This is a genomic window from Christiangramia lutea (assembly GCF_022489035.1).
Taxonomy (GTDB): domain Bacteria; phylum Bacteroidota; class Bacteroidia; order Flavobacteriales; family Flavobacteriaceae; genus Christiangramia; species Christiangramia lutea.
This window is the reverse complement of the sequence record NZ_JAKVTV010000001.1, coordinates 659777-679012: the sequence shown is the minus strand read 5'-3', so window position 1 is coordinate 679012 and position 19236 is coordinate 659777. Positions and strand designations below refer to the sequence as shown.

At 38.5% G+C, this 19236-nt stretch carries 19 protein-coding genes and 1 pseudogene; 15 read left to right on the top strand and 5 right to left on the bottom strand.

The genetic code is table 11. The annotated features are described in order from the left end of the window. Window positions 1-4 precede the first annotated feature (4 nt). Together ML462_RS03150 and ML462_RS03145 are read left to right on the top strand one after the other, a co-directional pair. Entirely contained in the window at window positions 5-1315 is a 1311-nt protein-coding gene (locus tag ML462_RS03150) for a RagB/SusD family nutrient uptake outer membrane protein (RefSeq protein ID WP_240712275.1), read from the top strand. Between the two features lie 98 nt (window positions 1316-1413). Beyond that, complete coding sequence (locus ML462_RS03145; RefSeq protein ID WP_240712274.1) at window positions 1414-2343, top strand: DMT family transporter; 930 nt, start codon at window positions 1414-1416, stop codon at window positions 2341-2343. A gap of 16 nt (window positions 2344-2359) precedes the next feature. On the opposite strand, the gene ML462_RS03140 is transcribed toward ML462_RS03145, so the two are convergent. Together ML462_RS03140 and ML462_RS03135 are read right to left on the bottom strand one after the other, a co-directional pair. Continuing rightward, complete coding sequence (locus ML462_RS03140) at window positions 2360-4426, bottom strand: M16 family metallopeptidase (RefSeq protein ID WP_240712273.1); 2067 nt, start codon at window positions 4424-4426, stop codon at window positions 2360-2362. 20 nt (window positions 4427-4446) lie between these two features. Then, the gene (locus ML462_RS03135; protein WP_240712272.1) at window positions 4447-5769 is read right to left on the bottom strand and encodes a M16 family metallopeptidase; all 1323 of its coding nucleotides are present in this window, start codon (window positions 5767-5769) and stop codon (window positions 4447-4449) included. A 169-nt stretch (window positions 5770-5938) separates the two neighbouring features. On the opposite strand from ML462_RS03135, the gene ML462_RS03130 reads away from it, so the two are divergent. The 5 genes and pseudogenes from ML462_RS03130 to ML462_RS16145 form a co-directional block, all read left to right on the top strand. Then, window positions 5939-6403: a DUF4199 domain-containing protein gene (locus tag ML462_RS03130; RefSeq protein ID WP_240712271.1), complete on the top strand. Its 465-nt coding sequence runs from the start codon at window positions 5939-5941 to the stop codon at window positions 6401-6403. Window positions 6404-6518: 115 nt separating this feature from the next. Beyond that, complete coding sequence (rplU, locus tag ML462_RS03125) at window positions 6519-7037, top strand: 50S ribosomal protein L21 (RefSeq protein ID WP_240712270.1); 519 nt, start codon at window positions 6519-6521, stop codon at window positions 7035-7037. Between the two features lie 26 nt (window positions 7038-7063). Further along, window positions 7064-7324: a 50S ribosomal protein L27 gene (gene rpmA / locus ML462_RS03120; RefSeq protein WP_240712269.1), complete on the top strand. Its 261-nt coding sequence runs from the start codon at window positions 7064-7066 to the stop codon at window positions 7322-7324. A 97-nt stretch (window positions 7325-7421) separates the two neighbouring features. Beyond that, window positions 7422-7718: a TIGR03643 family protein gene (locus ML462_RS03115; protein ID WP_240712268.1), complete on the top strand. Its 297-nt coding sequence runs from the start codon at window positions 7422-7424 to the stop codon at window positions 7716-7718. A gap of 243 nt (window positions 7719-7961) precedes the next feature. Then, window positions 7962-8171 (top strand): annotated as a pseudogene (locus tag ML462_RS16145) (carboxylesterase family protein); the annotation flags it as partial. Window positions 8172-8578: 407 nt separating this feature from the next. Here ML462_RS16145 and ML462_RS03110 read toward each other — a convergent pair. Beyond that, entirely contained in the window at window positions 8579-9811 is a 1233-nt protein-coding gene (locus tag ML462_RS03110) for an LVIVD repeat-containing protein (RefSeq protein ID WP_240712267.1), read from the bottom strand. A gap of 143 nt (window positions 9812-9954) precedes the next feature. Here ML462_RS03110 and miaB point away from each other — a divergent pair, with 143 nt between their 5' ends. From miaB to groL, 7 genes are all read left to right on the top strand, one after another. Then, window positions 9955-11400, top strand: coding sequence for a tRNA (N6-isopentenyl adenosine(37)-C2)-methylthiotransferase MiaB (miaB, locus tag ML462_RS03105; RefSeq protein WP_240712266.1), 1446 nt, complete (start codon window positions 9955-9957; stop codon window positions 11398-11400). Window positions 11401-11431: 31 nt separating this feature from the next. Next, window positions 11432-12697, top strand: a complete 1266-nt coding sequence (locus tag ML462_RS03100) for a sigma-54 interaction domain-containing protein (protein WP_240712265.1) — start codon at window positions 11432-11434, stop codon at window positions 12695-12697. 17 nt (window positions 12698-12714) lie between these two features. After that, complete coding sequence (locus ML462_RS03095; RefSeq protein ID WP_240712264.1) at window positions 12715-13221, top strand: LptE family protein; 507 nt, start codon at window positions 12715-12717, stop codon at window positions 13219-13221. After that, on the top strand, window positions 13221-14099 hold the full coding sequence (locus tag ML462_RS03090) for a hypothetical protein (RefSeq protein WP_240712263.1): 879 nt from the start codon (window positions 13221-13223) through the stop codon (window positions 14097-14099). The genes ML462_RS03095 and ML462_RS03090 overlap by 1 nt, the downstream gene beginning before the upstream one ends. A 2-nt stretch (window positions 14100-14101) precedes the next feature. Next, window positions 14102-14443: a preprotein translocase subunit SecG gene (gene secG / locus ML462_RS03085; RefSeq protein WP_240712262.1), complete on the top strand. Its 342-nt coding sequence runs from the start codon at window positions 14102-14104 to the stop codon at window positions 14441-14443. A gap of 150 nt (window positions 14444-14593) precedes the next feature. Next, on the top strand, window positions 14594-14869 hold the full coding sequence (locus ML462_RS03080; RefSeq protein ID WP_240712261.1) for a co-chaperone GroES: 276 nt from the start codon (window positions 14594-14596) through the stop codon (window positions 14867-14869). A gap of 110 nt (window positions 14870-14979) precedes the next feature. Further along, window positions 14980-16620 carry a chaperonin GroEL gene (gene groL, locus ML462_RS03075; RefSeq protein WP_240712260.1) on the top strand — a complete coding sequence of 547 codons (1641 nt, stop codon included), beginning with the start codon at window positions 14980-14982 and terminating at the stop codon, window positions 16618-16620. A 205-nt stretch (window positions 16621-16825) separates the two neighbouring features. On the opposite strand, the gene ML462_RS03070 is transcribed toward groL, so the two are convergent. Further along, on the bottom strand, window positions 16826-17284 hold the full coding sequence (locus ML462_RS03070; RefSeq protein WP_240712259.1) for an SRPBCC domain-containing protein: 459 nt from the start codon (window positions 17282-17284) through the stop codon (window positions 16826-16828). 101 nt (window positions 17285-17385) lie between these two features. Further along, the gene (locus ML462_RS03065) at window positions 17386-18432 is read right to left on the bottom strand and encodes a helix-turn-helix domain-containing protein (protein ID WP_240712258.1); all 1047 of its coding nucleotides are present in this window, start codon (window positions 18430-18432) and stop codon (window positions 17386-17388) included. A 443-nt stretch (window positions 18433-18875) separates the two neighbouring features. Between ML462_RS03065 and ML462_RS03060 the strand changes: the two genes are divergently transcribed. Next, window positions 18876-19211, top strand: a complete 336-nt coding sequence (locus ML462_RS03060; RefSeq protein ID WP_240712257.1) for an arsenosugar biosynthesis-associated peroxidase-like protein — start codon at window positions 18876-18878, stop codon at window positions 19209-19211. Window positions 19212-19236: the final 25 nt, after the last annotated feature.

The following is a 19236-nucleotide window of genomic DNA, read 5'->3' as shown; positions in this document are numbered from 1 at the left end:
AATTATGAATAAAATATCAATAACCTTCATCTTTATGTTTGCAGTTATGCTCTTCTCGAGCTGCGACCTGGATGAAATAGAAAATCCAAATGCGCCTACAGTTAGTAGTTTTTCTGAAGGTGCCAGTGAGGCCGATATTCAGTTGTTAGCAACCGGTTTAGAAGCTATTATGCGGAGTGATCTAGAGTTTCATTATGACACTGTTAGTATTCTGGGAAGAGAATACTATGATCTTACTGGGGTGGACCCGCGTTATACAGGCGAGCTTTTGAAAGGCCCCCTTGATAATAACGGATTTTTAACCACAAGATCCTATGCGGCCTGGTATAAGGTTGTAAAATCGGCTAATATCCTTATTGAGGCAGTTGCAAATTCTGCAGCTGGTTTTGACGATCAGCAGAAAAATAGCTATTTCGGATATGCTAAAACCTTAAAAGCCTATGCTTTACTAATGGTCGCAAACAGGCAATATACCAATGGTATACGCCTGGATGTGGAAGATCCGGACAATCTCGGTCCCAATGTAGATTATGATGCTGCTTTAGACGGGATTATGAGCTTGCTAAATGAGGCTAATTCAGATCTTTCAAATGCTTCTGAAGATTTTGTGGATCTTAGTTCTGGGTTTGAAGGCTTCGATACTGCTTCATCATTCAATGAATTTAATCGTGCGGTAGCGGCCAGGGTAGCGCTTTACCAGGGGAATGACCAGATGGCTTTAAGTTTACTGGAAGATTCATTTATGGACCTAGATGGGGACCTGTATGCCGGACCAGCTCATATTTTTGGTTTAACCGGTAACGATATAGTTAATAATCAATTTCATGTTCCGTTGCAGTCTGGTCAGGAGTTCATGGCTCATGATTCATGGGTTGAAGATGCTGAAGCCGGAGACACCAGGGTAGATGAGAAAGTAGTTGAGCTTCCCGGAGGAACCATGTTCGACGGACTGTCTGCAGATTACCAGGTGGCTGTTTATGATAGCAATATAGATCCTGTTTATTTAATCAGGAATGAAGAACTAATTCTTATCTATGCTGAAGCGAATATCGGTGTGAACAATGATGAAGCTGTAGACGCGATCAATATAATTAGAAATGCTGCCGGACTTTCAGATTATTCGGGAAGTACAGATGATAGCAGTCTGCTTGATGAGGTCTTAAAGCAAAGAAGGTATTCCCTTTTCGCTGAAGGGCATAGGTGGGTAGACCTAAGAAGACTTGATATGCTGAACCAGGAAAACATTCCTTTAGACCGTACCGGAGATAATATTATTTCAGCATTCCCTACACCATTTACCGAGCAGTTAAACTAGTTTTATTTAAAAGTTTTTAAAACCCCAACAAGAGTTGGGGTTTTTTCTTTAGAAACCATTCCGAAGGTATATCTTCGCGCAATTAAAATTTGGTCGCTTTGAAGAATTTGAAATGGATCTATCTTATTGCTCTCTCCATTGTATGGGGAAGCTCTTTTATTCTTATAAAAAAGTCCCTGGTAGGCCTTACTCCGCTTCAGGTTGGAAGTTTCAGGATCATATTTGCGGCTATTTTTCTTTTAATTTTCGGATTTGGAAAACTTAAAAGCATCAAATTAAAGCAATGGAAATGGATTACTATTTCCGGCCTTCTTGGCTCTTTCTTTCCGGTATATTTCTTTGCCTTTGCTGAAACTGAGATAGACAGTGCAATTGCTTCCATATTAAATGCGACCACTCCTTTGTTGACCATGACCTTTGGATTTTTATTTTTCAGAGCCTTGTTGAGCTTTAATAAGGTTGTAGGTGTTTTGATTGGGCTTGCTGGTACTCTTGGTTTAATTTTGAGCGGGGCAAGTATAAACCCAGATCAGAATTATTGGTTTTCTCTTTTGGTGATCTCTGCAACTGTTTGCTATGCCTTTAATGTGAATATTTTAAAGACCTACCTGAATGATGTTTCGGTGTTGGGGCTTACTACCGGTAGTTTTACGGTTTTGCTAATTCCGGCTCTTATTGTGCTTTATTTGACCGGATTCTTTGAAATGGAGCAATTTACCTCGGAAACGAAACTTTCCCTGGTTTATATCTCTATTCTGGGAGTTGTGAATACTGGGCTGGCCAAGATTATATTCAACAGACTGGTGCAGATCTCAGACCCGGTTTTCACCTCTTCAGTAACTTATACAATCCCGGTTGTGGCAGTAGGTTGGGGAATTCTGGACGGAGAGATATTCAGTTTTTGGCAAATAATATCCGCACTAGTGATCCTGGTGGGTGTTTTCATAGTTAATAGGTCCAAGCGATTGATGTCTGGTTTCAGTAATAAAAGGAATAAAAAAAGCCCCGCTGGTAGCGAGGCTTTGTAATTGATCCTATAAAAATTTATTCCGTAGAAAAATCTTCTTCAGAAACTCCTTCGTTGATCTTGATCTCAGAAACTTCAAATTCGAATGATTGTGGCCCCATGCTCTGAGCGATCATAAACGGGAATTTAACTCCGCTTACTTCTCTGTAATCGCTGAATGTAGAAGGAATGCTCATGGTTTGACCGGCCTGAGTGACCGTTTTAACCGATTTCAGTTTCAATCCGCTTTCAACAGAATAATAACTGGTGTTATTTTCATCCATTTTTACTACATAAGCGTCTTCGCCATTAACCTGCTCGATACCGGTAACCTTTGCGTCGTTGACACTTAGTTCCGGAAAAGGATTAGCGTCTACTTTAGCAGCTTCGATCTGTTCTTCATTATAAGGTATTTTCTGTCCCTGAGCCATCACAAAACCAGACTCACCATCAAAAACCTGTTTATTCATTACATTTCCGTTCATGGAAACAGCCTGGTAAGATTTACCATCGGTGGTTTGCTTAGATTCAAGATCCAACTTCATCCCCTGAATTTCTGCAGATGCACGCATCAGCATACTGTTCACAGATTCTACTGCTTCTTTTCCTCCAATAGCCTCGATATAATTTGAAAAAACTTTTTCAGAAGTAACTGAAGCGTCTACTGTTTTTTCTGCTGGTTTTTCTGTCTTTTCACCAAATCTGTTATAATAATTGATAGGAATATTCTTACCGTTATAGGTCATTTTCTCGAGATTTTCTAAAACCTCAGAACCTTTCCCGGCGATTACTATTCTTGAATTGTCCACCATAAAATATTTCTGGGCAACTCTTTGCACATCTTCTTTGGTTACTTCATCGATCTTTTCAAGATACTCTTCATAGAAATTGTCGTCAAGGTCTTCAGTTTCAATTTCCATCGCGAAATTTGCAATAGTTGAAGGTTGTTCTAGGGAAAGAACGAAATCTCCGGTAATCTTTGCTTTAGCATTCGCTAGTTCCTTATCTGTTACCTGTTCGTTTCTAATCTTATAGATCTCATCAAGGAAAGCAACTACAGAACTATCTGTTACTTCATTTCTAACGCTTGCACTGGCTACGAAAGTAGAAGCATATTTGTCATTTCCTGTACTGGAATAAGCTCCATAAGTATAACCTTTATCTTCACGAAGGTTAAGAAAAAGTCTGGCTTCACCACCTCCACCTAAGATTTTGTTCGCTACAAGAACCGGGAAATAATCATCATCTTTTTTCTTAAGGTTTATCGTGTTCACTACAGCGATCTCACTCTGAACCGCATTTGGCATGTTTACGAAATCGATCTCCATTTTTTCTACATTGGAAACTTCGGGTAAGTTTGCTTCTGGAGTAGCGTTTCCTTTCCAGCTCGAAAAGTTCTTTTTTACAAGATCTTTAACCTCGTCTTCGTCTACATCTCCAACAACAACCAAATAGGCATTCTTAGGGGAAAACCATTTACTGTAGTATGATTTTACATCATCAAGTTCAATAGAATTCACTGTTTCCTGGGTGGAAAATTCACCGTATGGGTGATCTTTGCCATAAGCAAGTGCAGAACGAACTCTTCTTGCATTGTAGGAAACATCTTTTTCGCTACTTTTTAGACCATCTATAGTTCGGGCTTTGGATTTATCGAACTCTTCCTGTGTAAATTCAGCATTTATCATTCCGTCTGCCATTAAAGCCAGTACTTCAGGGAAATACTTGGAAAGAGTATTTGCGCTTGCACCTCCTGAATAGAAGTTAAGTCTTGCTCCCAGGTAATCAACCTTTTCGTTGAACTCGTCTTTAGACATATTCTTGGTACCTGTACCTAAAAGGTCTCCGGTAAGGCCAGATACACCAGCTTTTGTACCTTCAACATGCGGTGGATTGTCAAATCTAAGGGACATAGCTACACGAGGTAGTTTGTGGTTCTCGACGATCATTACCTGTAATCCGTTATCCAGATCAAAGGTTTCAGGTTCGTCTACATTCACTTTTGGTGCAGGTCCCGGCTCGGGCATTTTACTGCGGTCTATTTGAGCTGAAACTCCAACAGACAGGGTTAATACTGCTGCAAGAGTTAATATATTTTTTCTCATTATCTTCAATTTAAGTTTTATTATTCTGCTTGATCGCTAGCAGGTAAATACTCTAATACTACTCTCTGGTTCGGCTTTAGGTAATCATTGGCCACTCTCTTGATATCTTCACGAGTAATGGAACGGTAGATCTCGATCTCATCATTAATAAGGTCTGTATCACCATATAATAAATAATTTCTGGCCAGTGAATTCGCAATTCCGGCAACGCTGGAGTTAGAATTTACAAAGCTGTTTTCCGCTTTATTCTGAAGTTTTTGAAAATCGCTTTCTGAGATCATTTGTTCTCTAAGTTTTGCAATTTCTTCCTCAATTTCAGTGTTCAAAGTTTCCAGAGAAGTTTCGCCTAACGGAATTCCAAATATCAGATACATTCCATAATCTTCTTGCTCCAGGTTGAATGCACCTACCTGCAAAGCTTGCTTTTGTTCATCTACAAGTTTCTTGTATAATTTAGAGCTGTTACCATTGCTTAGGTAATCTGAGATCATATTAAGGACATAAGAATCTTTTTTAGTGAAAGAAGGAGTTCTGTATCCAATTACAGAGGCTGGAATCTGAATATTAGAATCGTAAGCTTTTGCATTTATCTGTTCTGTGATAGGATCTTCTTCCGGGTAATTTCTGGTTATCTCTTCACCTTTTTCAATTGGTCCAAAATAATCCTTGATCATTTTTTTGGTTTCGTCTATTTCAATATCACCTGCAACCACTAAAACCGCGTTATTAGGAACGTAGTATTTATCGAAATAAGCTTTGAATTCATCAAGAGTAGCCGCATCCAGATCTTCCATGTAGCCAACATTAGGATCTTTGTATGGGTGTTTTTCAAACATGTTTGCTTGCATAGACTGCAAAAGATTTCCGTAAGGTGAATTATCATAACGAAGTCTTCTTTCTTCCTTCACCACATCATTCTGAGTGTCTACACCTTTCTGCCCAATGATAGGATGCATCATTCTTTCAGATTCCATCCATAAGCCTAGTTCTAGATTGTTAGAAGGAAATACTTCATAATAATAGGTTCTGTCCTGGCTGGTATTGGCATTATTGCTTCCGCCATGGGAGCTTACGATCTCAAACCACTTTCCGTTCGGGATATTTTCAGTTCCCTCAAAAAGCAGGTGTTCAAAAAAGTGAGCCATTCCGGTTCTGCCATCTTCACGATCTTTTCCTCCAACGTGATACATTACAGAAGTTGTAACAACCGGAGCAGAGTTGTCCTGGTGCAGGATCACGTGCAACCCGTTGTCTAAATCATACTCAGTGAATTCCACTTCCTGAGCAAAACCTACAATTCCTACAAAGAAAAAGCAGGCAACAAGTTTTAATTTGTTAATCATTTTAAATAGTTTTTTTTCAGTTACCAATATTGGTAACGTTTACGGCTGAAAAGTTACAAGTTTTAAGCTGAAATAACGCCTTTATTTGAAATGTGTTAAAATTAACATGCTATTAAGGTAAAAACCGACACATTTTTAGGAAATTTACTTTGAAAAATGTCAAAATGCTATGGGAAAATTCAGTATTCCGATAAAATATGGAGTTGCGATCGCCGCTGGTCTTATTGCTTATTTTTTAATTCTTTCTCTTTTTGGAGCTCATGCTAATCCTATTTTCAGTCTTTTTAATGGAGTGATCATGGGTTACGGTATGTTTGAAGCAATCAAGCACTACCGTTTAAAAAAAGCAAATAAATTCAAGTACCAGAAAGGTTTTATGGCCTGTTTGCTTACAGGATTTAATGCAACGATAATTTTTACGATTTTCTTTGGGTTGTACGCAACGGAATTCAATCCGGGCTTTCTGGATGATTTGATTACAGTATGGATCACAGATTACAATACCAATATTGGAATCGTTCTTTTCGTAGTTGCGGTAATGGGTTTTGCTACAAGCCTCGTTCTAACGCTGGCTTATATGCAGTTGTTTAAAAATTCCTGGAATACCAAAGAGGCTAAAAAACATACTTTATAACATCAGGTTGCCAGGACAAAAAACTTTGTCAATTAATTAATTAGAATTATATTTGCACCCGCTTACGTGGAAACGTGAGTAAATTTTTAAGTATTTAAATAATTAATTATACGCTATGTACGCAATTGTAGAGATAGCAGGGCAGCAATTTAAAGTTGCAAAAGACCAGAAGGTTTTTGTAAACCGTTTAGCAGGAGAAGAAGGAGATAGCATTTCTTTCGATAAAGTTCTTCTAACTGCAGATGGAGACAATGTAACCGTTGGCGCCCCGGCTATAGAAGGTGCTCTAGTTGGAGCAAAGATCAACCGTCACTTAAAAGGTGATAAAGTGGTTGTTTTCAAAAAGAAAAGACGTAAAGGTTACCGTGTAAAGAACGGTCACAGACAAGCCCTTACCGAAATTCTTATTGAAGGGATCGACCTTAAAGGAGGTAAAAAAGCTTCTACTAAAAAGGATGAGCCTAAGAAAGAAGAAGCAAAAAAAGAAACTAAGAAGACTGAAACTAAATCTGATAAGAAATCAGATGATCTTAGTAAGCACACTGTAGTCGAGCTAAGAGAGATGGCTAAAGATAAAGGCATCGAAGGTTACTCTTCTATGAAGAAAGCAGAATTAATTGCTGCATTAAGCTAAATTTAAACTACTAAAAACGAAATAAGATGGCACATAAAAAAGGAGTTGGTAGTTCCAAGAACGGTAGAGAATCAGAATCGAAACGCTTAGGTGTGAAGATTTTCGGAGGACAGGCTGCTGTTGCTGGAAACATCCTAGTAAGACAAAGAGGTTTTACACATCGTCCAGGAGATAATGTGTATGCTGGTAAAGATCATACTTTACATGCCAAAGTTGATGGTACTGTAAAATTCACTAAGAAGAAAGATGATAAATCTTATGTTTCTATTGAGCCTTTCCAGGCTTAATTGAGCAGATGTATATAAAGAAACCCTTTCCAGTTGGAGAGGGTTTTTTTATGCTTCAATTTATTTTGTTTAACTTTAAAAATAAAAAATTAAACAAATGAGTGTAACTAGAGAATATAATTTTTCAGAAAGAGAAACAGAAAGGATCATTTCTATGGCCTGGGAAGACCGAACAACTTTTGAAGCTATTGAATACCAATTCGGTCTTTCAGAAAAGGAAGTGATCAAATTCATGAAAGAGCAAATGCATCCCCGGAACTGGAGAAAATGGAGGGCACGGGTTCAGGGGCGTAAAACAAAGCACGAAAAGCTAAGGAAAGACGAAGTGAAAAGATTTAAAAGTAGCGCACAGCGACAGATTACCGGTAACAGGATCTCCAAGAAAAAATACTAGTCTTATATTTATTCTTCTAAATTAAAAATGATTAGGATGAAATTCTATGTTCTCCTTTCCGTTTTCTTCATTTCTCTTATTGATTTTTCTTAAGATCCGGTTGATTTTTCAACAAAGTATGGAGTTTTTCAGGGCGTAAAAGATGCCGATCTGAAATTATTTATTTTTAAGGGAATTCCATCCGCCAAGCCTCCCGTTGATAGTTTGAGATGGAAGGCAACTGAATAACCGGCCTCATGGAAAGGCATTAAAGAAACTAAAGCGTTTGGACCCGCTGCCATACAAACGAATGTTTTTGGTGACACGGTTTATCGTGGAAAAGATTTTAGTGAAGATTGTCTTTACCTGAATATCTGGAAGCCAAATACGAAACCAGAAGAAAAAAAGCCTGTCCTGGTCTATTTTTATAGCACCTGTAAATGGTCTGAATTGTATAAAGATAATTCAAAGTAACCTGGCTACAATATATTTTTTCCAGGATTATACCATCAGATCCAGATTCTGATAATAAACCTTCCGGAGCTGCTCACGCATCTGAAATCGAATATTTCCTGGGTAATCTGTCGAAGAAAGATTTTCCTTTTGTAACTGAAAACAGATTTCAAAATTTCACATACTATTCAGCAATACCTAGTGAATTTCATCAAAACCGGCAATCCAAATTCCGGAGAATTTAAATAATGTTCTTGAATTCAGGTAAAAGAGGCTGCACCTGTAATCTTATTAAGTAAAAATTCCAGTTTATAGAGTTAATGAATGAAAACAGATATATATTCCCAGTTAAATACTTAGAAAATAATTAAAACAAAAATCCCCGCCAGAGGCAGGGATTTTCAAAAAAACCAAACAAAAAGGGAAAATCAATTTAATGTAAAACTACTTATTAAATTAACCTCCTTACCTTTATAAGAATACTGGTAGAGTGTATTGTCCCCAACCATGAGCAACATCTCATCCAGGGGGATGACGTCATAGGTGTTGATGTCCTTGAAATGATCAATCTGCTCAAGGTCGGGGGTGTTTTTTATGTCAAAAACCTTTAATCCTTCGTTTCCGTCGCATATAAAGAGCCAGTCATCTTTAACTCCAAGGCCATAAGGATTATTCATTTCATAGGTTTTCGCAATTTTCGGATTTTGCTTATCTGAAATATCCACGATATCTAACTGGTTGAAATTCTGTTCACATTCATTGCCACCTCGAATGGTTACGTAAGCATAATTGTCTTTTACTACCACAGGGTCACATCCAAGAACATGTTGTAGGAATGAAACCTGTTGTGGCGAGGAAGGCTCCTCGATATTGTAGATGTACATTCCGGTGGCACTTCCTAAATAAAGATGATCTTCATAATTAAATATCGTTTCGATCTGCCAGCCGGCATAATCTGAACTAATCTGGTTTGGTTGTGATGGGTTGGAAATGTCAAAAACACTTAAGGAGCTGTCGTCTGCTATATATAAATAGTTATCTTTTATGCTGAACCTGGCCATGCTTCCACCAGTTCCAGTTCCTCCTCCTTCCGAAGCTGCAAAATTTCCGGAATCAAAGCTTATCATGTCATCGGTAGCCATCTCAATTTTTCTGTTCTCTATGATAAAACCAGTGATTACCTGTTCGTCAGCATTAAAATTTTCAAGGTCTACATAGCGTGCTCCAGCAGGTGTAGCGTAATAATAGTATGGAAATACGTCTTCAACTCTAGTCGATTCTTTAATATTATTGATGTCGGAAATGTCAAAAACCACCAGGTCCATTCCGCTATCAGCGTAAAGTTTGGAATCCTTGATAGCAATATCCATATTCCTTGGAATCTTCAGGAATTTTATCTTTTTAGGATTATACGGGTCTGAATTATCTATAATATGTACTCCCTCATTTCGATCATTAATAAATATTAAATCCTGCCAGGCGTAGATCTTGCCCGATTCTTTGATATTCCTTGGTTCCTGAATATCTACAGATGCACGGAAATCTGCGATGGACTGGGTTACCGGAACTGCTACCGTGATGAGATTTTTCTCCTCCTCTTTTTCACATGAGGTGAGTAAAAACAAGGCCATTAAGAAAGGTAGAATTAAAAATCTTTTCATTTTTCAGGCTGTTAGTTATCCTTTAGATGCTTGCTTCTGCGAAAGGTTGCGTAATATTCATTAAATTTTTTTCTGTCACTTTGTCAGAACCTTGTTTAGTCCTATCTTTGCCAATCTAAAAACCGACAGGTTATAACAGATTTATGGAGAAGACAATAGATGAAAAAAAGCAGGGGAATTCCCTGGTGATGGAGCCTAAGGCGGAGAACAGTCGTAAACTTTTTATCGAGAGTTACGGTTGCGCGATGAACTTTAGCGATAGTGAGATCGTTGCTTCCATCTTGTCAAAAGAAGGTTTTAATACAACACAGAAGCTGGAAGAAGCAGATCTTGTCCTGGTGAACACCTGTTCCATAAGAGAAAAGGCTGAGCAAACAGTGCGTAAAAGACTGGAAAAATATAATGCCGTAAAAAGGATCAATCCTGGAATGAAAGTGGGTGTGCTTGGATGTATGGCAGAGCGACTAAAGGATAAATTCCTGGAAGAGGAAAAGATCGTAGACCTAGTGGTTGGACCAGATGCTTATAAGGATCTTCCAAACTTAATAAATGAAGTTGAAGAAGGTCGGGATGCGATAAATGTTATTTTAAGCAAGGAGGAAACTTATGGCGATATTTCGCCGGTAAGACTTCAAACCAATGGAGTTTCTGCATTTGTTTCTATAACCCGTGGTTGTGATAATATGTGTACTTTTTGTGTAGTTCCTTTTACCAGAGGTAGGGAAAGAAGCCGTGACCCGCAGAGTATTGTTGAGGAAGTAAATGAACTTGCCGCAAAAGGTTATAAGGAAATAACCCTGCTGGGGCAAAACGTAGATAGTTATTTGTGGTATGGCGGCGGACTTAAAAAAGACTTTAAGAACGCGACTGAAATGCAAAAAGCAACCGCTACTAATTTCGCAGGACTTTTAAGACTGGTTGCGGAAGCTCAGCCGAAAATGAGAATACGTTTCTCAACCTCGAATCCACAGGATATGACGCTTGATGTTATCGAAGCCATGGCTGAACACCGAAATATCTGTGATTATATTCATTTACCGGTTCAAAGCGGAAGCGATAAGATTCTGAAAAAAATGAATCGTCTTCATACCAGGGAGGAATATTTTGAACTGATAGATAATATCAAGAAAATGATCCCTGGATGTGGAATTTCACACGATCTTATTACCGGTTTCCCAACCGAGACCGAGGAGGATCACCAGGATACACTTTCCTTGATGGAATATGTGCAATATGATTTTGGTTATATGTTCGCATATTCTGAAAGACCGGGAACCCTGGCCGAGCGTAAACTGGAAGATGATGTGCCAGAAATGGTCAAGAAAAGAAGATTACAGGAGATCGTAGATCTTCAGCAAAAGCATAGCAAGCTAAGAACAGAAAGATTTTTAGGACAAACGGTGGAAGTTCTTATCGAAAAAGAATCTAAAAAGTCGGCTGCTCACTGGAGTGGACGAAATTCTCAAAATACGGTAGTGGTTTTTGATAAGGAACATTACCAGGTTGGTGATTTTGTGAATGTAAAAATCAGTGACTGTACCAGTGCTACCTTAATTGGTGAGGCTGTAGGTTATAGTGACAATAATTAAAAATACCTGATCTTATCAGGAACTTGAATATATGGAATCAGTTCAGGCAATAAAACAACGTTTCGGAATTATTGGAGACGACCCAAAGCTTAACCGGGCGGTAGAAAAAGCCATCCAGGTAGCCCCGACAGATATCTCTGTTCTAGTAACAGGTGAAAGTGGGGTGGGGAAGGAAAGTATCCCGAAGATCATTCATGCGCTTTCTCACCGAAAACATGGAAAATATATTGCCGTAAACTGCGGGGCGATCCCCGAAGGAACTATAGATAGTGAGCTTTTTGGGCATGAAAAAGGGGCCTTTACCGGGGCAACTCAAACCAGGAATGGTTATTTTGAAGTGGCTGATGGAGGTACCATTTTCCTTGATGAAGTAGGAGAGCTTCCATTGCCTACCCAGGTAAGATTACTTCGTGTTCTTGAGAATGGTGAATTTATCAAGGTGGGTTCTTCCAAGGTTCAAAAGACGAACGTAAGGATAGTTGCCGCTACCAATATCAATATGTTTGAATCCATTAAAAAGGAAAAGTTCCGTGAAGACCTTTATTATCGATTGAGTACGGTAGAAATTAACCTTCCGCCTCTTCGCGAAAGGAAGGATGACATACATCTTTTGTTTAGAAAATTTGCTTCAGATTTTGGGCTGAAATATAAAATGCCCACCATCAAACTTGAGGATGATGCGGTAGCTTTGATGCAAAAATATCGCTGGGGAGGTAATATCCGTCAGTTAAGAAATATTGCCGAACAGATCTCGGTTCTCGAGCAGAACAGGAGCATCAATGCAGAAGTCCTTAAGCATTACCTGCCAGATGTTGGTAGTAATTTACCAGCAGTTATTTCTGAAAAGAGGCAGGAAAGTGATTTCAGTAACGAGCGTGAAATACTATACAAAGTCCTTTTTGATATGAAAAGTGACCTGAACGACCTGAAAAAACTCACCTTAAAGCTAATGCAGGAAGGCGATAGCCAGCAAGTTCAGGATGATAATGAAGGTTTGATTCAAAAGATCTACGGAAATAGCGGCGATGATATTGATGAAGCTGATATTGATGAAGATGAGTTAAGTGTACTTCAGATTCCGCAGCAAAATACTGCTTCACAAAGACAGGAAGAGAAAGATAAATATTACTTTGCGGAAGAGATTGAGGAAGAAGAAACACTTTCCTTGCAGGATAAAGAACTCGAGCTTATTAAAAAATCCCTCGAGAGACATGGCGGAAAACGCAAAGCTGCCGCTGAAGAACTGGGGATTAGTGAGAGAACACTTTACCGGAAAATCAAACAATATAATCTATAATTTCAGGTTTTTACTTTATGAAAAAACTTCTTTTATTCTCAGGCCTGCTCGCTTTCACTTTATTATTCCAGGCTTGTGGAGTTTATTCCTTTACCGGTGCAGATACTGGTGAGGCAGAATCATTTCAGGTAAACTTTTTTCAGAATAATGCAGATCTTGTAGAACCTGGAATTGACCGTGCTTTTACCATTTCCCTTCAGGATCTTATTCAAAACCAAACAAGTCTGAACCTGGCTAATACCAACGGGGACCTTATTTTTGAAGGAGAGATCACCGAATATTATATTTCTCCAATGTCTGCTACCGCTCAAAATACGGCGGCACAGAACAGGTTGACGATATCTGTGAATGTGAGGTATTATAATACTTTGGAGCCGGAAAAGGATTTTGAAAGAAGATTCTCATTCTATTACGATTATCCTGCCCAAACCCAGCTGGTTGGAGCAGCTTTGGAAACGGCCTTGGATGAAATCTATACAAGGTTGACCCAGGATATATTCAATGCAGCATTAACCGACTGGTAATGGAAGTAAAAGAGCTCACATATCTTTTGGAGAACCCGGCTGAGATCACTTCAGAACAAACACGGGAGATCGAAAACATTATTGCCAGGGCTCCTTATTTTCAGGCGGCAAGGGCCATCAGGCTCAAAGGACTAAAGGAGCATCAGGAATTCAGTTATAACGATGCCCTGAAGAAAACCGCAGCCCATACTACAGACAGAAGTATACTTTTCGAATTCATTAGCTCGAAGGAGTTTAATCAAAACCAGATCGCGAAACAGATCAGGGATCAGGAGGAAAGGTTGAAGCAGATCACGGTTTATGAAGCGGAAGAAGTTCACGGAAGAAGAAGTATAGATATCGATGAGGCAATTAAAATGAAACAATCGGAATCTGAGCTTGTGATGGATCCCGGACTTTTTGAAAGAACTGAAAGTGCCGATAATAAGAAAGCTTCTGAGGAACACCCAATTGAAAGATCTTCAGAAGATGAGCTTGGAATTGGAAAGCCCCTGGAGTTTGATGGTAAGGAAGCACATTCATTTTCAGAATGGTTAAAACTCACCAGGGCGCAACCAATTGAGAGAGAAGAAAAAAAGGAAGAGGAGAACTCCGAAAGCCGAACGAGGAAATTTGAATTGATCGAAGAGTTTATTTCCAAAAATCCGAAGATAAAACCGGGGAAATCGGCAAATAAAGCAAATCTGGCCGAACAGAACTCAACAGCTCCTGAGTCGATGATGACAGAGACTTTAGCGAAGGTTTACCTGGAGCAAAAGAATTATAAAAAAGCAATTCAGGCATATAAAATATTAATTTTGAAAAATCCCGAAAAAAGTGGTTTCTTTGCAGACCAAATTCGGGCAATAGAAAAATTACAAGACACTAACAACGAATAAGAATGAGCACATTCACTATCTTTTTAGCTTTAATAATTATCGTAGCATTTTTGCTGGTAGTTGTGATTATGGTACAGAACCCTAAAGGTGGGGGGCTTTCTTCATCCTTTGGTGGCGGAGGTCAGCAAATGGGAGGTGTTAAGAAAACGACAGATTTTCTTGATAAAAGTACCTGGACTTTGGCAACATTATTACTGGTTCTAATCCTGCTTTCGAATGTGACCATTATGGATGCTCCTGGAGAAGCAGCAACTGGGGTTTTTGAAAGCGATGAACCTGTAAATACTGAAGCTCCCGCTCAAACTCCTGCCCAGCAACCAGCAGCAACTGACAGCGCTCAGTAGATTTTTAGAAAATATTATCATTTGAAAATGCCAGCTTATGACAAGCTGGCATTTTTTATTTGGTATTGGCAGGATTAAGTTAGTGGCATAATTTTAGAAATATCCCTTACCACAATTGAAAAATTAATCTAATTTTAAAATTTATAAAAAATGGGACTAAACATTAAACCGCTTTCAGACAGGGTTGTTATTGAACCTGTTGCTGCAGAGAATAAAACTGCTTCTGGTATCATTATTCCTGAAACCGCTAAAGAAAAGCCACAAAAAGGTAAAGTTGTAGCTGTAGGTAAAGGAACTAAAGAACATGATATGACCGTAAAAGAAGGAGATATGGTTCTTTATGGGAAATATGCTGGCACTGAGCTTAAATTGGAAGGTACAGATTACCTGATCATGCGGGAAGATGATATACTTGCAATAGTATAAGTTTCAAGGCGATCAACTTTTTCTGCATTCGCAGAAAATCAAATTCAATAAGAAATTAATTAACCAATTTTTCAGAATTTCAGATTTCTGAAAAACTAAAATTTATAAAAATGGCAAAAGATATAAAATTTGACATCCAGGCCCGTAACGGGATCAAACGTGGAGTAGATGCATTGGCTAATGCTGTAAAAGTAACTTTAGGACCAAAAGGGCGTAATGTGATTATCAGTAAATCCTTTGGTGCTCCAACAGTAACCAAAGACGGTGTAACTGTAGCAAAAGAAATTGAACTGGAAGATGCTCTTGAGAATATGGGAGCGCAAATGGTAAAGGAAGTTGCTTCTAAAACCAATGATCTTGCCGGTGACGGTACAACCACTGCAACAGTTCTTGCTCAGGCTATCGTGAAAGAAGGTCTAAAGAACGTTGCTGCAGGTGCAAATCCAATGGATCTTAAAAGAGGAATAGATAAAGCTGTACAATCTCTTACAGCAGATCTAGCCAAGCAAACTAAAGAAGTTGGAGACTCTTCTGAAAAGATTAAGCAGGTTGCGTCTATCTCTGCTAACAATGACGACAAGATTGGAGATCTTATCGCTCAGGCATTCGAAAAAGTAGGAAAAGAAGGTGTGATCACTGTTGAAGAAGCAAAAGGAACCGAAACTCACGTAGACGTGGTTGAAGGTATGCAGTTCGACAGAGGATATCTTTCTCCTTACTTCGTGACCAATTCAGAGAAAATGACTGCAGATCTTGAAGATCCTTATATCCTTCTTTTCGATAAAAAGATCTCTTCAATGAAAGACCTGCTTCCGGTTCTTGAGCCAGTAGCTCAGTCTGGAAAACCATTATTGATCATTGCTGAAGATGTAGACGGTGAAGCTCTTGCTACACTTGTAGTTAACAAACTACGTGGTTCACTTAAGATCGCAGCTGTAAAAGCTCCAGGATTTGGTGACCGTAGAAAAGCGATGCTTGAAGATATTGCGATTCTAACAGGAGGTACTGTAATTTCTGAAGAAAGAGGATTCACTCTTGAGAATGCGACTATTGATATGCTAGGTACTGCTGAAAAAGTAGCGATCGACAAGGATAATACTACGATCGTTAATGGTGCAGGAAATAACCAGGATATCGAGAACAGAGTTAACCAGATCAAAGCTCAGATCGAGTCTACTACTTCAGATTATGATAAAGAAAAGCTTCAGGAGCGTCTTGCTAAATTAGCAGGAGGGGTAGCCGTACTATATGTTGGGGCTGCTTCAGAAGTTGAAATGAAAGAAAAGAAAGACCGTGTAGATGATGCGCTTCATGCAACCAGAGCGGCTGTGGAAGAAGGTATTGTTGCCGGTGGTGGTGTAGCTTTAGTTAGAGCTCAGGCTGTATTGGCTAAGATCAAAACTGAAAATGCAGATGAGGCTACCGGAGTTCACATTGTTTCCAGAGCTATCGAGTCTCCGCTTAGAACGATCGTAGAGAATGCTGGTGGAGAAGGATCTGTAGTGATCAACAAAGTGCTTGAAGGTAAAAAAGACTTTGGATATGATGCTAAAACGGATAAGTATGTAGATATGATGAAGGCTGGTATTATCGATCCTAAGAAAGTAACCAGAGTGGCTCTTGAAAATGCTGCTTCTGTTGCTGGAATGATCCTCACTACCGAGTGTGCATTGATCGATCTTCCGGAAGAAAATGCCGGTGGAGGTGGAATGCCACAAGGTATGGGCGGTGGAATGCCAGGAATGATGTAGTAGCACGGCCACATCGAAAATAATAGCAGGTGTTTTTTAAATAGCTGTTGAATATTAAACCTCACAGATTTCTAAAATCTGTGAGGTTTTATTGTCTGGACTAGTTCGTTATATTCTGGCTATCTAAGTAGTGGCGTCATCCTGAATTTATATACGTTTTAGAAGGTATAACTTATGACGACAATGGGATAATTTGCTTTGAATTTTATTCCTTAATTATCATAAAATCATATCCTCCTTTTCTCAGGTTGATCCCGAATTCCAGGTAAGCCTTCATACAAGCCAGGAAATTGGCCCAGCCCTCCGAGTTTCTTCCGAACCATTGCAAACCTTCTTCATCTACATTCATACTTCCTTCGGTAATCCTTACCAGGGTTTTTTCTTCAGCTTTTGATTCCAGTTGAAACTTGACATTTGTCGTTTTCCCGGGTGCACCTTCCCAGTCGATTTCGATCATCGCCGGCTTATTCACCTTTTTTGTGGTAACTGGAAACCTCATGTCAAATTCCGGAAATTTCCATTGAACCGTTTCACCTTCTTCTAAGCGTCCTGTACTTTCTGAAATAAAATAATGGGCCATCTTTTCCGGATCTACAATAGCCTCAAAAACTTCTTCCCTTGATTTTCCTATCTGCAATGCAGCGTTTATTTCTAAATCCTTCATTTTTTGAAATTTAATTTCAGAAATGAAGTTCGGGAAATTATTAGTGAAATACCAGATTTATCAAAATTTAAGAAGTGAAAAGGTTAAATGATTAACGGCCGCTAGTCCTGCTCCTCTTCAACCTCTTCTTCTTTCATGCTCTTTTTAGATTTCAGGAAATACTTCGGACTCACCCCGTACTTTTCCTTGAAGATTTTTGAGAAATAGCTTCTGTTGTTCAGGCCTATTGCTGTTACAATCTCTGAAATATTCTTTTCAGAAAAAGCGAGCATCTCTTTGGCGGCCTCGAGCTTTACATGCTGCATGTATTTGTTTACGGTAAGGTTGTAAACATATTTGAAGCCTTCCTGAAGTTTATTAACATTGGTGCCGGCTTCCTTGGCAAGTGATTCAACAGACATGTTGGTGCTAAGGTCTCCCTGAATTCTTTTTGCTACATAATCTACCTTTTCAATATCAGATTTTCTAAGGATCTTAGGTAAATTATCTCCATTGGCATCATCTTCATACTGGGCTATCTGGATTACAAGCATTTCAAAGGCTTTACCTTCCAGAAAGAGGTTCCGAAGAAAACCAGTATAATCTTTTGTGTTGATCTCATCCATTAGATCAGCAGCTCTTATACTGTAATTTCCCTGGTAGAAAAACTGTTTTTCTGAAACGGCGTCCTTAAAAATCTGCTTAAGCTTAGGATCTAGGTCTTTGAAATCGTAATTAGATCTATGAGCAAATACCGACCTGATGATTTCCAGACTGGATACATGGGTGGATACATCCTTTTTGAAATAAAGAATATGCCCGTCATAACCACTACTGCTTACAACAATATTTTGATAAGTGTCAATTTTGTGAATTTTGCTATCTTTTTGGAAACAATGTTCCACACTGCCTTCAGAACAAAATATAAATTTAAGAGGGTGAACAGTATTCAGGGAAAAATGGATTTCTACATCTTCAAAAAACTTACAGTTATAGGTAATAATGCCCATTCCTGAATCGAAACTAACCCCCCGAATATAACCTTCACCCAAACTTTCAGGAATGGTTACTTTCAACTCTCCGCTTTTGAATTTAAGATCTGCATCGAGAGTGTTAGCAATATCCTCAAGGATTTCATTTACAGGTAGGGTTTTTACGTCAATTCTCATGTGAAAGTATCGTACTTTTCTTCGCTATTAAAGTTAAGCGTTTTTTAAATAATTTTTTTTAAAAAATTGTGGAGTAAAATTATCAATTGTGTGAAAATATTAGGAATTCAGAACTCAATTATCACCGTTTGAGGTAATTGTAATGCGAAAAACGTTATTGACAACTAGATAACATCAGGTTTTACGGGCTTTTCGAAGGTTTTTCTGAATTAAGAATTATTGTTAATAGAATTTTACTACTGTTGAATCTGGTATTTGAATTAGAAATTTTTCTATCGAAAAATTCTTGATCTTAATTAATTATAAGGAGGAATTATAATTTGTTATACGAATTGTTATCATTAATTTGCCTAATATCCGCATAGGGTAAAGGCTAAATGCATTTTTGAAAAACTATTAGCCAGTTAATCTCGTAAATAATAACCCATTTTAATACTTACAGAATGTCTAAAACATATTATGACCCTGCCGATCTTCGAAAATTTGGAGAAATAACCGAATGGAGTGAAGAATTAGGTACTAAATTCTTCGACTACTATGGGAAGGTTTTTGAAGAAGGAGCTCTCTCAGCTCGCGAAAAATCACTGATAGCTCTTGCAGTATCACATGTGGTAAAATGTCCTTATTGCATTGATGCTTATACTAAGGACGGATTGCAGCGAGGAATCACAAAAGAAGAAATGATGGAAGCTGTGCATGCAGGTGCAGCTATAGAAAGTGGAGCAACTTTGGTACACGGAGTGCAAATGATGAATAAATACAAAAAGCTAAGTATGTAAGTTAGTTCGAATTTTCTGAACTAAT